The sequence below is a fragment of the Streptomyces sp. W1SF4 genome, from assembly GCF_003950035.1.
Classification (GTDB): Bacteria; Actinomycetota; Actinomycetes; order Streptomycetales; family Streptomycetaceae; genus Streptomyces; species Streptomyces racemochromogenes.
On the sequence record NZ_CP034350.1, the window covers coordinates 3,683,646 to 3,696,854 of the forward strand.

Consider the following 13,209-nt stretch of genomic DNA (forward strand, 5'->3'; position numbering starts at 1 on the left):
CCGCCCCGGACCGCGCCTAGGGCAGCCCTGGACGCACCCGCGACCAGGCGTCCAGCGCCACCGCCAGCGGGCCGCCGTCCGCCAGGTGCGGCCGGGCGGCGCCCGCCCAGCGCAGCAGGATCTTGAGGTGGCGCAGGTGCACGATCTCCGCGCGCGGCAGCTCCCGCCACACGCGGGCCCGCGCGGCCGCCTCCGCCGGGGTGAGGTCCACCAGCGCGAGCGCCTCCCGGCACACGGCGGCCGGGTCACCGCCGCGCCCGGGCCCGAACTCCCGCAGCAGGTAACCGCGTACGAAGGCCAGCTCGATCCCCCGGACCAGGTCGGAGGCGCCCTCCGCCGCCGCGCAGCGGTACGCCGCCGCCACCGCCAGCCGGCCCCAGCGCAGCCGCGTCGCGTCCGGCAGCAGGCCGTCCTGCATCCCGCCCACCGCGAGCCCGCGCAGGGTGCGCGGATGCGGCTCGTCCGTCAGCGGCGGCCCGCCGGCCAGCCAGGCCTCCAGCTCCGCCAGGCCGTGCCCGTCCGGGGGAACGCGGGTCAGCACCTGACCCCGGCTCAGCAGCGCGACGACGGCGCCCGCGAGGCGGACCCGCGCCGTGTGCCCGGCGCCGAAGGACGCGGCGGGCCGGCCGTGGCGCTCTATCCCGCGCAGCCAGAGCCTCGACTCCCCGGCCGCGTACACCTGTCCGGCCCGCGCCACGCCGCCGACGCAGCGCACCAGGCACACCCCGCCGGTGACGTCGGCCCGCTCCACGCGATACACCTGCAACTCGGCGAACGGCATGGCCGGGAGGCTACCCGGTCAGCCGCCGGGCGGGGCCTCCAGGACGAGACGGATCTCGGTGACCTCGTATCCGGCCCGGTCGAAGGCGGCGGCCATCGGCAGGTTCACGGTGTCGGTGGTCGCCGTGATCCGCTCGGCGCCCTCGCCGGCGTGGAAGCGGGTGATCTCCGCGAGGACCTCGTCGATCAGGCCCTTGCCGCGCTGTTCGGGGACGACGCCCAGGTAGCCGACGTTGCGGTGGTAGGGCGTCGCGGAGGGGACCGCGAGTCCGGCGAGGGTGCCGTCGGGCAGGTGCGCCAAGCGCCACCAGGAGCGCTCGCCGGGGCAGTCCCGGTAGAACGCGAAGTCCTCGCGGGCCAGTTCCTCCTCGGTCAGGTCCGCGAGTTCGTACCGGGTCGCCAGGTCGAGGCTGCCGCGCGAGAGCCGGGCGAAGGCGTCGAGGAACTCCTCGTCGGTGCCCTCGCGGAAGACGAGCCTCCCCGTCGGATCCGCCGTCCCGGCGGCCGGCGTCCACTCGTAGCGCAGCCGCTCGATCTCCCGCGTCAGACCGGCCCGGTACGCGGCCTCCCGCCGCCAGGCCACCGCGGCGGCGAGCTCGGGGCGGGCCCGCCAGTCGCGGGGCAGGCTGACGTTGTAGCCCGGGCGCCCGCCGAAGGCGGTGTGCCCCGCCTGGAGCAGGGCGGCGGCCAGGGCGGCCGGGTCGGCGACCCCGTCGCGGACCTGGAGGCAGTCGAGGGCGACGGGCCGCGCGCTGTCGGCGCGCCCCCACCACAGGGCGCGGGCCAGCACCCGGCCGTCGGCGTCCTCGGCGAACCAGGTCCACTCGGGGCGCATCCGGTTCTGCGCGAACTCCTCGCCGATCCGGTCGGGGGTCAGGGCGGCGACGGGGCCGTCGGCCGGGTGGGCCAGGGCGCGGTCGAGGTCTGCGGGGTCTGCGGTGGCGGCGCGGAATCTCATCGGGCCGATGATCACACCGCCCGGCCGTCCTGGACCAGGGGATTTTCCCCACGGCCGGGGCAGGGGTGGCCAAACGCCCGATGGCCGGTCCCGCGGAGGAGGGACCGGCCATCGGGGGTTCTCGCCCCCGGAAGGGGGCTCCGCTACGACCAGGTGATCAGCCGGCGCGGGTGCTCCAGTACCGCCGCGATGTCCGCGAGGAACTTGGAGCCGAGCTCACCGTCGATGAGGCGGTGGTCGAAGGACAGGGCCAGGGTGGTGACCTGGCGCGGCTTCACCTTGCCCTTGTGGACCCACGGCTGGAGCTTGATCGCGCCGACCGCGAGGATCGCGGACTCGCCGGGGTTCAGGATGGGGGTACCGGTGTCGACGCCGAAGACGCCGACGTTGGTGATGGTGAGGGTGCCGTTCTGCATGTCGGCCGGGGAGGTCTTGCCCTCGCGGGCCGTCGCGACCAGCTCGGACAGGCCCGTCGACAGCTCCGCCAGGCTCTTGGCGTGGGCGTCCTTGATGTTCGGGACGATCAGGCCGCGCGGGGTGGCCGCCGCGATCCCCAGGTTGACGTAGTGCTTGAGCACGATCTCCTGGGCCGCCTCGTCCCAGGAGGCGTTGACCTCAGGGTTGCGGCGGACCGCGATGAGGACGGCCTTCGCGATCAGGAGGAGCGGGTTGATCCGCAGGCCCGCGAGGTCCGGGTCCTCCTTGAGCTCCTGGACCAGCTTCATCGTGCGGGTCACGTCGAGGGTGATGAACTCGGTGACGTGCGGCGCGGTGAACGCCGAGCCGACCATGGCCTGCGCGGTGACCTTGCGGACGCCCTTGACCGGGATGCGGGTCTCCCGCGCGTCCGCCGCGGACGCCGGCGCGGCCGCCGGGACCGGTACGGACACCGGTGCGGGCGCGGCCGCCGGGGCCTGGACGGGCGCCTGTGGGGCGAGCGCGGCCGCCGCGGCGGCGTGCACGTCCTCCCGGGTCACGACCCCGCCGTCACCGGTGGGAACCACCGCGGCCAGGTCGATGCCGAGGTCCTTGGCGAGCTTGCGCACGGGCGGCTTGGCCAGCGGCCGCTCGGCGGTGGCGACGCCGCCGCCGTTGCCGTTGGCGTACGCGGTGCCGTTCTGCGCCGCGGGAGCGGGCACGACCGGCGCGGCCGGAGCGACCTGGGCGACCGGCGCGGCCGGGGCCGGTACGGCCGCCACCGCGCCCGCGGGGGCCTTGCGGGGGCGGCGCTTGCTGGAAGCCTGCGACACCCCGTATCCGACCAGCACGGGCTGGCGGCCCTCGGGGGCCGGCTCCTCGGCCGCGGCGCCGGACGCCCCGACGGCCTCCGAGCCCGCCGGGGCACCGGCAGCGCTCGCGGGCGCCTGGGCGGCAGAACCACCCTCACCCGCGTCACCGCCCGGGGCCCCGGCCCCGGTCTCGACCGAGATGATGACCTGGCCGACGTCGACCGTCACGCCCTCCTCGAAGAGCAGCGCGTGCACCACCCCGTCGAAGGGGATCGGCAGCTCCACGGCCGCCTTCGCCGTCTCCACCTCGCAGACGACCTGCCCGTCGGTGACCGTGTCACCCGGCTGGACGTACCACTTGAGGATCTCGGCCTCGGTCAGGCCCTCGCCCACGTCGGGCATCTTGAATTCGCGGATCGTCATCGCGCTGATCTCCTCAGTACGCCAGCGAGCGGTCGACGGCGTCGAGCACGCGGTCCAGGCCGGGCAGGTACTCGTCCTCCAGGCGGGCCGGCGGGTACGGGGCGTGGAAGCCGCCGACGCGCAGCACCGGGGCCTCCAGGTGGTAGAAGCACCGCTCCGTGATGCGGGCGGCGATCTCCGCGCCGGTACCGAGGAAGACCGGGGCCTCGTGGACCACGACCAGGCGGCGGGTCCTCTCCACCGACGCCTGGATCCCGTCGAAGTCGATCGGCGACATCGAGCGCAGGTCCAGGACCTCCACCGACTTGCCCTCCTCGGCGGCCGCGGCGGCGGCCTCCAGGCAGACCTTCACCATCGGGCCGTACGCGGCCAGGGTGAGGTCGGTGCCGGAGCGGACGACGCGCGACTTGTGCAGCTCGCCGGGGATGGCGTCGGTGTCGACCTCGCCCTTGTCCCAGTAGCGGCGCTTCGGCTCGAAGAAGATCACCGGGTCGTCGCTGAGGATCGCCTGCTGGAGCATCCAGTAGGCGTCGGCGGCGTTCGACGGGGAGACCACCTTCAGGCCCGGCACGTGCGCGAAGAGCGCCTCGGGGGACTCGCTGTGGTGCTCGACGGCGCCGATCGCGCCGCCGTACGGGATGCGCACGACGACCGGCAGCTTGATCTTGCCGAGGGCGCGGGCGTGCATCTTCGCGAGCTGCGTGACGATCTGGTCGTACGCGGGGAAGACGAACCCGTCGAACTGGATCTCCACGACCGGCCGGTAGCCGCGCAGGGCCAGGCCGATCGCGGTGCCGACGATGCCGGACTCGGCGAGCGGGGTGTCGATGACCCGCTCCTCGCCGAAGTCCTTCTGGAGCCCGTCGGTGATGCGGAAGACACCGCCCAGCTTGCCGACGTCCTCGCCCATGATCAGGACCTTGGGGTCCGTCTCCAGGGCCTTGCGGAGCGACTCGTTGAGCGCCTTCGCGATCGACATCTTCTCGACAGCCATCAGTGACCCTCCTCGAAGGACGCGAGGTAGGCGGCGAACTGGGCGCGCTCCTCGTCGACGAGCGCGTGCCCGTCCGCGTAGACGTTCTCGAAGATCGCCATCGTGTCGGGGTCGGGCATGGCGCGCACGACCTCGCGCACCCGCTTGCCCATGGCCTCGCTCTCGGCCTCCAGCTCCTCGAAGAACGCCTCGTCGGCGCCGCCGGAGGCCAGCAGGTGGGCCTTCAGGCGCAGGATCGGGTCCTTCGCCTCCCAGGCCGCCGTCTCCTCGTCGCGCCGGTACTTGGTCGGGTCGTCGGAGGTGGTGTGGGCGCCCATGCGGTACGTGAACGCCTCGATCAGGGCCGGGCCCTCGCCGCGGCGGGCGCGGTCCAGCGCCCAGCGGGTGACCGCGAGGCAGGCCAGTACGTCGTTGCCGTCGACGCGGATGCCCGGGAAGCCGAAGCCCTGCGCGCGCTGGTAGAGCGGCACGCGCATCTGGCGCTCGGTCGGCTCGGAGATCGCCCACTGGTTGTTCTGGCAGAAGAACACCACGGGGGAGTTGTAGACGGCGGAGAAGTTGAAGGCCTCCATGACGTCGCCCTGGCTGGACGCGCCGTCGCCGAAGTACGCGATCACGGCCGAGTCGGCGCCGTCCTTGGCCACGCCCATGGCGTAGCCGGTGGCGTGCAGCGTCTGCGAACCGATGACGATCGTGTACAGGTGGAAGTTGTTGCTGTTCGGGTCCCATCCGCCGTGGTTCACACCGCGGAACATGCCGAGCAGGTTCGTCGGGTCGACGCCGCGGCACCAGGCCACGCCGTGCTCCCGGTAGGTCGGGAAGACGTAGTCGTCGTCGCGGAGCGCCCGGCCGGAGCCGATCTGCGCGGCCTCCTGGCCCAGCAGCGAGGCCCACAGGCCCAGCTCGCCCTGGCGCTGGAGTGCGGTCGCCTCGCCGTCGAAGCGGCGGGTGAGGACCATGTCGCGGTACAGCGCCCGCAGGTCCTCGGTGGTGATGTCCGCGACGAAGGGCGCGAATTCCGCGACGTCGGGGTTGCCCTCGACCTCGACCCTCTCACCCTCGGGCGTCAGCAGCTGTACGAGCTGAGGCTCGGCGTCGTGCGGCTGTGCGGTGGCAGCGGCGGTCTTGCGGGCGCTCGCCGCGCCGGCCGCCCGCTTGGTGCCGCTGCTGCGTCGCGGCTTGCGCGCGGCAGTGCTCTCCACGGTCACGTGTGCTCCTCCGTCGGTCCGGCACCCGGGTTCTCCGGGGACCAGTGCGGCTCACCTGTATCCGTACCCGTGCACGGGGTGGGTGCACGGCGCGTAACGGATTCAGGCGTGACAGGTGCCCCGGCGAGTGCCCTGCGCACAGCACGTTACCCAGTGCGACGCATAACTGCGAAACCCCGTTTGACCTGCGATTTTGCTTGGATATCCAAGTAAATCGGCCGCCTGGGGAACATCCACTGGTCACAGCCTTGCAGGGGGCCGGAACAACGGCACGTTATCCCGGGTAACTGCGGCAGGGAAGAGGTGAGTGTGTGAAGATGAGTTTGTGCGCGAAGACGGAAAAATCAAGGTATTTCTCCTGGACGACCACGAAGTGGTACGACGGGGCGTCCATGAGCTTTTGTCGGTCGAAGAGGACATCGAGATCGTCGGTGAGGCGGGTACCGCCGCCGACGCCCTGGTCCGCATTCCCGCCACCCGCCCCGACGTCGCCGTGCTCGACGTACGCCTGCCCGACGGCAGCGGCGTCGAGGTCTGCCGCGAGGTGCGCTCGCAGGACGAGGACATCAAGTGCCTGATGCTCACCTCGTTCGCCGACGACGAGGCCCTCTTCGACGCGATCATGGCCGGTGCCTCCGGCTACGTCCTCAAGGCCATCCGGGGAAACGAGCTGCTCAGCGCCGTGCGCGACGTGGCGGCCGGCAAGTCGCTGCTGGACCCGGTGGCCACCGCGCGCGTGCTGGAACGGCTGCGGGACGGCAAGAACGGCAAGGGTGACGACCGGCTCGCCAACCTCACCGACCAGGAGCGCAAGATCCTCGACCTGATCGGCGAGGGCCTGACGAACCGGGTCATCGGCGAGCGGCTGCACCTGGCGGAGAAGACCATCAAGAACTACGTCTCCAGCCTGCTGTCCAAGCTGGGCATGGAGCGCCGCTCCCAGGCCGCCGCGTACGTGGCCCGGCTCCAGGCCGAGAGGCGCTAGCCCCAGCGTTCCCCGACCGGTTCTCCAGCCGGCGTGACGCCCCGTGGCCGCGTGGTGCCCCGGGGCGCACGGTTCGATTCGGGACCAACGTCCCCGATCACCGGGGCGGGATCCTCTGTCCGGCGCTCCGCCGGTGCCCGAGAGTGGGCTGCATGTCACCGGAGGAACTCCACGCCATCGAACTGCTGCGCCGCGTGCCCTACGGGCGGGTCGCCACCAGCATGCGCGCGCTCCCCTTCCTCGCGGTCGCCCGCCACATCGTGGTGGACGGCAGGGTCGTGCTGAGAATGCACGCCGGTTTCGGGTACCACCAGGCGTGCGCCGGCAGCGTCGTCGCCTACGGGGCGGACAACTTCAATTCCGGTGAGGCCACGCTGTGGACGGTGCAGTTCACCGGAACGGCGGAACTGGCCGAGCCGTCCACGGCAGAACTGGAACTATTCGGTCCGGGTCCGCATTTCGTGGACGGGGAGATCTTCGACCCCGTCTACATGCGCATCGCACCGCAGCTCGTCACCGTGCACACACTGCCCGGGAACCAGGCCGCCCGGACCCGCGAGGGCGTCGCGGACCGCCCCTGCCTGCACGCCCTCTGACCTGCCCTCTGACCTGTCGGCGGACCTGTGGGCGGATACGGAAAAGGCCCGGCGGAATTCCTTCCTCCGGGCCTTTCACCGGTCTGCTATTCGCCGGCCGCGGGGCTTCCGCCGCCGCCGCCGGTCGGCGTCGGCTTGGTCGGCGGGTCGGTCGGGGGCGTCGGCTTGGTCGTCGGGTCCACCGGCGGGGTGGTCTTCGGCGTCGAGGGCGCGGTGGACGGGGCCGACGGGGTGGTGCTCGGCGTGAACTTGGGGCGGCTCGGAGTCGGCCGGTACGTCTCGTCGGTGTGCGAGCCGCCCTCCGTGCTCGGGGTGGTCGTCGGGGTCTCCGGGGTGCTGTCGCTGCTCTGCGAGGGGGCGGGCGTACTGGTGCTGGTCTTCGGCTTGTTGCCGCCGCCGCCCCCGCCCAGGTTGCCGTTCTTGATCGCGTAAGCGGCACCGCCGGCGATGGCGAGGACCGCGAGGACCGCGAAGAGCCACGCCTTCCACGCGCCGCCGCGCCGACGCCCGTTGTCGTACGGGTCGTAGTGGTCGTAACCGCCGGAACCGCCCTGCCCGCCGCCGTGGTTGCCGCCGCCGGGGAAGGCCGTGCCGTCGTCCGGGTTCAGCGGGGGCACCATCGGCTGCTGGAACTGCGAGGTGGTGGCGTGCGAGGGGTACTGCGCGCGCGGGCCGCCGTTCTGGGCGGGCGCCGACGCCGTGGTGGGCGCGCCGCCCGGCTGGCCGTGCGGGAGCGCCATGGTGACGGGGCCCGTGTTCCAGGTGCCGGTGTTCGGTCCCTGGTCCTGGAGCATCTGGAGCGCGTACTGGACGAGTCCGCGCATCTCCTCGGCGCTCTGGAACCGGTCGTCCGGGTCCTTGGCGAGGGACCGCATGACCAGCCCGTCGAGCTCCTGCGGGATGGAGCCGCCCTCGGGCAGCTGCGAGGGCGGCACCGGCGCGTCCTGGACGTGCTGGTAGACCACCGACAGCGGGGTCTCGCCGGTGAAGGGGGGCCGCAGCGCGAGGAGTTCGTAGAGCAGGCAGCCGGTGGCGTACAGGTCGGAACGGTGGTCGACGGCCTTGCCGAGGGCCTGCTCGGGCGACAGGTACTGGGGGGTGCCCATGACCATGCCGGTCTGGGTCATCGTCGACTGGGCGCCGTGCAGGGCGCGGGCGATGCCGAAGTCCATCACCTTCACCGCGCCGGTGTTGGTGATGATGACGTTGGCGGGCTTGATGTCGCGGTGCACGATGCCGTGCTGGTGCGAGTAGGCGAGCGCTTCGAGCACGCCCGACACGATGATGAGCGCCTGCTCGGGCCCCGGGGCCTCGGCGCTGATGAGGAGCTCGCGGATGGTGCGGCCCTCGACCAGCTCCATCACGATGTACGGGACCACGTTCGGGCCGACCCGGTCCTCGCCGGAGTCGTACACGGCGACGACGGCGTGGTGGTTGAGGCCGGCGACCGACTGTGCCTCACGGGTGAAGCGGGCCTTGGACACCGGGTCCTCGGCCAGGTCGGCCCGGAGCAGCTTCACGGCCACCGTGCGGCCCAGGCGTACGTCCTCGGCGGCGAACACCTCGGCCATGCCGCCGCGGCCCAGGCGGTGCGTCAGCCGGTAGCGGCCGTCCCCCACGAGGCCGCCGGCGCCCCAGTGCTCAGGACCGTCGGCCATCCCGGCGCCGTTTCCCTCGGGTTCGGGTGCCATCAGTCCTCGCCGTCGTCTCTCTCGTCCGCTCTAGCGGTGGGTCCTCATCGGGTGCTCCGATGAACGCTACAGCCTCTGAACCCGTCACCGTTCGGCTACAGACGCCCCGTAGGCCCCCGGTCACGCAGCGGGCACCGGCTTGACGTGTGCTTGCCCTCCGGCAGACTGGGCGCGACATGCGCTCAGCCAGACGCGTAGGGAAACAGCCCGAGGGGAAGCAACAGTCATGAGCCAGGACGGCACGCAGGGCCGGTACGCAGGCGGCTCCCTGGCCGGTGGCCGTTACCAGCTAAGGGATTTGCTGGGCGAGGGGGGCATGGCCTCGGTCTACCTCGCGTACGACTCCGCGCTCGACCGCCAGGTCGCGATCAAGACCCTGCACAGCGAACTCGGGCGCGAGGCGTCCTTCCGCGAGCGCTTCCGGCGCGAGGCGCAGGCTGTTGCGAAACTGTCGCACACCAACATCGTCTCGGTCTTCGACACCGGCGAGGGGACCGTCACCTTCGGTTCCGGCGGCGGGGACGAAGCGGTCATGCCGTACATCGTCATGGAGTACGTGGAGGGCCGGCCGCTCGGCTCGGTGCTCGACGCGGACGTGCGCCAGTACGGCGCCATGCCGGCGGACAAGGCGCTGAAGGTGACGGCCGACGTGCTGGCCGCGCTGGAGACCAGCCACGAGATGGGCCTGGTCCACCGCGACATCAAGCCCGGCAACGTGATGATGACCAAGCGCGGCGTGGTCAAGGTGATGGACTTCGGCATCGCCCGCGCCATGCAGTCGGGGGTCACCTCGATGACGCAGACCGGCATGGTCGTCGGCACCCCGCAGTACCTGTCGCCGGAGCAGGCGCTGGGGCGCGGCGTGGACGCCCGTTCCGACCTGTACTCCGTCGGCATCATGCTGTTCCAGCTGCTGACGGGCCGGATCCCCTTCGACGCGGACTCCCCGCTGGCCATCGCGTACGCGCACGTCCAGGAGGAGCCGGTGGCTCCGTCGACCGTCAACCGGTCGATCACCCCGGCGATGGACGCGCTCGTGGCGCGGGCGCTGAAGAAGAACCCGAACGAGCGCTTCCCCACGGCCGCGGCCATGCGGGACGAGATCATGCGCGTGCTGTCGGCCGGCCAGACCGGCGCCCCGGTCATCGTCCCGGGCGCCGCGACCGGCGGCAGCGGGGCGGGCGTGGGCTCGGCCGTCTTCCCGCCGGTGGACTCCGGATTCCAGTCGCCGCCGCCGCAGTCGCTCCAGCAGCCGTACCAGGCCCACACGCCGCCGTCCCCGTACGCGCCGCAGACGCACCAGCAGCCGCAGCAGACCCAGCAGGGCGGTTACGCCTACCCGCACACCCCGGCGCCGCAGCAGCAGTACGCGCCGCAGACCCCGCCGCCGTTCACCATCTCCCCCACCCCGGCGTCCGCCCAGTCGGCGTCCTCGGGCGGGAAGAAGAACACCCCGGTCGTGGTCGGCGCCATCGCGGTGGCCCTGCTGGCCATCGGCGGGCTGATCGCGGTGCTGAACATGGACGACGAGGGCGACAAGGGCGCCGACAACGCCTCCCCGTCCTCCTCGGCCTCCGCGTCCGCGTCCGGCCCGGCGAAGGCCGGCCACAAGGGGCCGGACCCGTCGCGCACGATCGACGTGGAGAAGTGCAAGAGCCCGACCAAGTCCTACAAGGACGCCACCAAGGTCGTGGCCCCGGACTTCCGGTACAAGAACCTGCGCTCGGTGAAGGAGTGCATCCAGGCCGCGGGCTGGAGCTTCGAGATCCAGAACCGCGACGAGACCGTCTACGGCCAGGACACCGTCCTGGAGCAGCTGCCGGCGTCGGGGACCGACGTGGCCAAGGGGGACACGAAGTTCACCCTGGTCGTCTCCACCGGCGACCCCCAGTAGGCATCCGCGCGGGCGGCCGCTCGGGCGTGCGCTCGGGCGGCCGTGGAGGCGTCCGCGCGGGCACCGCGTAGGCACCGCGCAGGCGCGCCGCGCAGGCACCGCGCAGGCACCGCGCAGGCGTCCGCCCCCGGCCGGTTTCGTACCGGCCGGGGGCTTTCGCGTCAGGGCCGGCGTAGGCCGGGGTGGCAGCCGCCGTACGGCGGGGCGGCGGACGTCGTACGGCCGGACCGGTGGTACCGGTGTGCCCGGCACCCTGACGGACCACCCGGGGTGCCCGTTTTGCCCCAGCATGTGAACCTGAGTGCGGTGCTCCGACTTCGGGCGCCCGGGCCGCACGGAAGGGGAGGGGCACCCCGTGACTCGACGCCTCCGCCCGCCGTACCGGACAGCCGGGGCCGCGCTGGCCGCCGCGGCGCTGCTGGCCGCCGCCCCCGCGAGCGCGACCCCCGCCCGCACCCCGGCCCTCGCCGCGCCCGCGTTCCCCGGCCGGGCGGCCTGGGTCCCGGCGGTGGCCGGGGAGGTGCCGCAGGAGGCGTACGAGGAACTCGCCGGCAGCGCCGCGGGCGTCGGGCGGGAGCGCCCGGGGCGGCCCGCCGACGCGCCCCCCGATCCCGGCCTCGCCGCCGCCTCCCGGCCGGTACGCCCGGTCCCCCCGGCGCGCCCGCTCCAGCCGGCGCACGAGCGGCCGGAGCCCGTCGCACCCCGGCCGGATCCGGTCCCGGACCCGTCGGCGACCGGCACCGCACCCGCCCCCACGCCCGTCACCGCCCTCGGCAACGAGCCCAACGAGCGGGCCGCCGATCTGGCCGCGCACCTGCTCCCGCTGGGCACCGGACTGGCCCTGATGGGCCTCGGCATCGGCTACATGGGCGTGCGGCTGCGGCGCGGCCGGTAGGGGCCGTTGAGGGGGCCGGGTGTTTGCGGAGACGAGCATACTCGGTATACATACTGAGTATGTCGATCCGTCACGGCCTTCTCGCACTGCTGGAACGGGGCCCCCGCTACGGCTCCCAGCTGCGCACCGAGTTCGAATCCCGCACCGGCTCCACCTGGCCCCTCAACGTCGGGCAGGTGTACACCACGCTGGCCCGCCTGGAGCGCGACGGCCTCGTCGCCCCCGGCGGCGAGGACCACGCCGGCCACACCCTCTACGCCATCACCGACGACGGCCGTGCCGAACTGCGCGACTGGTACGAGCGGCCCGTCGACCGCGCCAACCCGCCCCGCGACGAGCTGTCCATCAAGCTCGCCATGGCCGTGGGCGCACCGGGCGTGGACATCCGCGCCGTCATCCAGGCCCAGCGGCACGCCACGCTCAAGGCGATGCAGGACTACACCCGGCTCAAGGCCGGGGCCCTCGCCGCCATCGAGAGCGGCCGGTCCCGCGAACGCGACGACCTGGCCTGGCTGCTGGTCCTGGAGCAGCTGATCTTCCAGACCGAGGCCGAGGCGCGCTGGCTCGACCACTCCGAGTCCCGCCTCGTCCGGCTGGCCGCACTCGGCCCCGCGGACCCGCCCGGCCCGGTGGACACACCCGGTCCGCCGGCGCCGCCCGCCGCAGGCGCGACCGGCACCACCAGGCCCGCCGCCCGCACGCGGCGCGGCTGAACGAACGTCCCAGGGGGGATCCCTCATGCCCGACCAGCAGCACCGCACGAACCCCGTACTCCGGCTGGACCGTCTCGTCCGCACCCACGGCAGCGGCGCCACCGAGGTGCACGCCCTGCGCGGGGTCGACCTCAGCGTCCACCCCGGCGAACTCGTCGCCGTCATGGGCCCGTCCGGCTCCGGCAAGTCCACCCTGCTCACCCTCGCGGGCGGCCTCGACACCCCCACCAGTGGCAGCGTCCTGGTCGAGGGCGTCGACATCACCACCGCCTCCCGCCGGCAGCTGGCCGCGCTGCGCCGGCGCAGCATCGGCTACGTCTTCCAGGACTACAACCTCATCCCGGCCCTCACCGCCGCCGAGAACGTGGCCCTGCCCCTCGAACTCGACGGGACCTCCGCCCGCAAGGCCCGCCGTGCGGCCCTCGCCGCGCTGGAGGAGATACGCCTGCCGCAGCTCGCCGACCGCTTCCCCGACGAGATGTCCGGCGGCCAGCAGCAGCGCGTCGCCATCGCCCGCGCGCTGGTCGGCGAACGCCGCCTGGTCCTGGCCGACGAACCCACCGGCGCCCTCGACTCCGAGACCGGCGAGTCCGTGCTCGCGCTGCTGCGCGCCCGCTGCGACGCCGGCGCCGCCGGCATCCTCGTCACGCACGAACCCCGCTTCGCCGCCTGGGCGGACCGGGTCGTCTTCCTGCGCGACGGCAGCGTCGTCGACGAGACCCTGCGCAGCCAGGCCGACTCGCTGCTCCACGGGCGGGCGGCCGGCCTGTGACCTCCCCGCTCACCGCCTGGTACCACTCCTGGATCGCCGCCCTGCGCATCGCCCGCCGCGACGCGTGGCGC

12 protein-coding genes are annotated in these 13,209 nt (G+C 73.2%); 6 read left to right on the forward strand and 6 right to left on the reverse strand.

Annotated elements, in window-relative coordinates:
* Positions 1–16: 16 nt before the first annotated feature.
* From D1J60_RS17155 to pdhA, 5 genes are all read right to left on the reverse strand, one after another.
* The gene (locus tag D1J60_RS17155; RefSeq protein ID WP_125821690.1) at positions 17–781 is read right to left on the reverse strand and encodes a hypothetical protein; all 765 of its coding nucleotides are present in this window, start codon (positions 779–781) and stop codon (positions 17–19) included.
* A gap of 18 nt (positions 782–799) precedes the next feature.
* A complete protein-coding gene (locus D1J60_RS17160) occupies positions 800–1,738 on the reverse strand; it encodes a GNAT family protein (RefSeq protein WP_125821691.1) in 939 nt (312 codons plus the stop codon).
* A 143-nt stretch (positions 1,739–1,881) separates the two neighbouring features.
* Positions 1,882–3,390 (reverse strand): dihydrolipoamide acetyltransferase family protein, encoded by a 1,509-nt coding sequence (locus D1J60_RS17165; RefSeq protein ID WP_125821692.1) that lies wholly within the window; start codon positions 3,388–3,390, stop codon positions 1,882–1,884.
* A 13-nt stretch (positions 3,391–3,403) separates the two neighbouring features.
* Entirely contained in the window at positions 3,404–4,384 is a 981-nt protein-coding gene (locus D1J60_RS17170; protein WP_125821693.1) for an alpha-ketoacid dehydrogenase subunit beta, read from the reverse strand.
* Positions 4,384–5,592 (reverse strand): pyruvate dehydrogenase (acetyl-transferring) E1 component subunit alpha, encoded by a 1,209-nt coding sequence (gene pdhA / locus D1J60_RS17175; RefSeq protein ID WP_125596555.1) that lies wholly within the window; start codon positions 5,590–5,592, stop codon positions 4,384–4,386. The genes D1J60_RS17170 and pdhA overlap by 1 nt, the downstream gene beginning before the upstream one ends.
* Positions 5,593–5,917: 325 nt before the next feature.
* Here pdhA and D1J60_RS17180 point away from each other — a divergent pair, with 325 nt between their 5' ends.
* Both D1J60_RS17180 and D1J60_RS17185 read left to right on the forward strand, forming a co-directional pair.
* Positions 5,918–6,577, forward strand: a complete 660-nt coding sequence (locus D1J60_RS17180) for a response regulator transcription factor (RefSeq protein WP_125821694.1) — start codon at positions 5,918–5,920, stop codon at positions 6,575–6,577.
* Positions 6,578–6,729: 152 nt separating this feature from the next.
* Positions 6,730–7,173 carry a pyridoxamine 5'-phosphate oxidase family protein gene (locus tag D1J60_RS17185; RefSeq protein WP_125821695.1) on the forward strand — a complete coding sequence of 148 codons (444 nt, stop codon included), beginning with the start codon at positions 6,730–6,732 and terminating at the stop codon, positions 7,171–7,173.
* A gap of 86 nt (positions 7,174–7,259) precedes the next feature.
* Here the strand turns inward: D1J60_RS17185 and D1J60_RS17190 are convergent, their stop codons facing one another.
* Entirely contained in the window at positions 7,260–8,864 is a 1,605-nt protein-coding gene (locus tag D1J60_RS17190; protein WP_125821696.1) for a protein kinase, read from the reverse strand.
* Between the two features lie 226 nt (positions 8,865–9,090).
* Here D1J60_RS17190 and D1J60_RS17195 point away from each other — a divergent pair, with 226 nt between their 5' ends.
* From D1J60_RS17195 to D1J60_RS17210, 4 genes are all read left to right on the forward strand, one after another.
* Positions 9,091–10,758 (forward strand): protein kinase, encoded by a 1,668-nt coding sequence (locus D1J60_RS17195; protein ID WP_125821697.1) that lies wholly within the window; start codon positions 9,091–9,093, stop codon positions 10,756–10,758.
* A 355-nt stretch (positions 10,759–11,113) separates the two neighbouring features.
* Positions 11,114–11,653, forward strand: a complete 540-nt coding sequence (locus D1J60_RS17200; RefSeq protein ID WP_125821698.1) for a hypothetical protein — start codon at positions 11,114–11,116, stop codon at positions 11,651–11,653.
* Between the two features lie 59 nt (positions 11,654–11,712).
* Positions 11,713–12,366, forward strand: a complete 654-nt coding sequence (locus D1J60_RS17205) for a PadR family transcriptional regulator (RefSeq protein ID WP_125604151.1) — start codon at positions 11,713–11,715, stop codon at positions 12,364–12,366.
* Positions 12,367–12,391: 25 nt separating this feature from the next.
* Positions 12,392–13,138: an ABC transporter ATP-binding protein gene (locus D1J60_RS17210; RefSeq protein WP_125821699.1), complete on the forward strand. Its 747-nt coding sequence runs from the start codon at positions 12,392–12,394 to the stop codon at positions 13,136–13,138.
* Positions 13,139–13,209: the final 71 nt, after the last annotated feature.